The 531-nt window shown below is 39.9% G+C and carries 1 protein-coding gene; it reads right to left on the minus strand.

The genetic code is table 11. The features are described 5' to 3' along the window. Nucleotides 1–315: 315 nt before the first annotated feature. Nucleotides 316–531 (minus strand): hypothetical protein (locus HW443_RS13170; RefSeq protein WP_219857274.1); only part of this gene is annotated, 216 nt, incomplete at its 5' end.

Below are 531 nucleotides of genomic sequence, written 5' to 3' on the forward strand. Positions count from 1 at the left end.
CCTATTCTTGTAGTAAGAGAAGATACTTACAGTATTGCGAAAATGTTAGAAAAACTCTCTGTAAGGTTACGGTTGAGAGATAAGGTGAAAGTTGATCGAGGCATGAGTCTCGTTATTGAAAATGTAAACTTCCCTTTATTATACAAAAAACTGGGGTAGGCTCAAGAATTTAATGCGACATCTTGGTATCCTGAGAAGGAAACTAAAGGAGGGCATTAGCCTTGAATTTACAACAGGATGATGTTACATTTGTTTCATCTGACTGAAAGCTGTGTAAAATTGCTGAAGCTGAAGGTCTTTTGACCCTGACCCCACTTAACTTGACGGGGCTTGAATGTACGGGCAGTAGGCGCGTTCGTGGCAGTTTCTGCATGTCTGTTCATTCAACGGCAGTGCAGTGAAATACTCTTTTCTTAAATCAGAGACTGGGTGTTCAAGATACCTGAGGCATAACTCTCTGTAATAATAATTTGTCTTGCTATCTTTTTTTCCAGCATGCCATGTGATTTTGGTGTCTTTGTCGGCGTAAAT

It is taken from the genome of Candidatus Hakubella thermalkaliphila, from assembly GCF_013281975.1.
Lineage (GTDB): Bacteria > Actinomycetota > Humimicrobiia > Hakubellales > Hakubellaceae > Hakubella > Hakubella thermalkaliphila.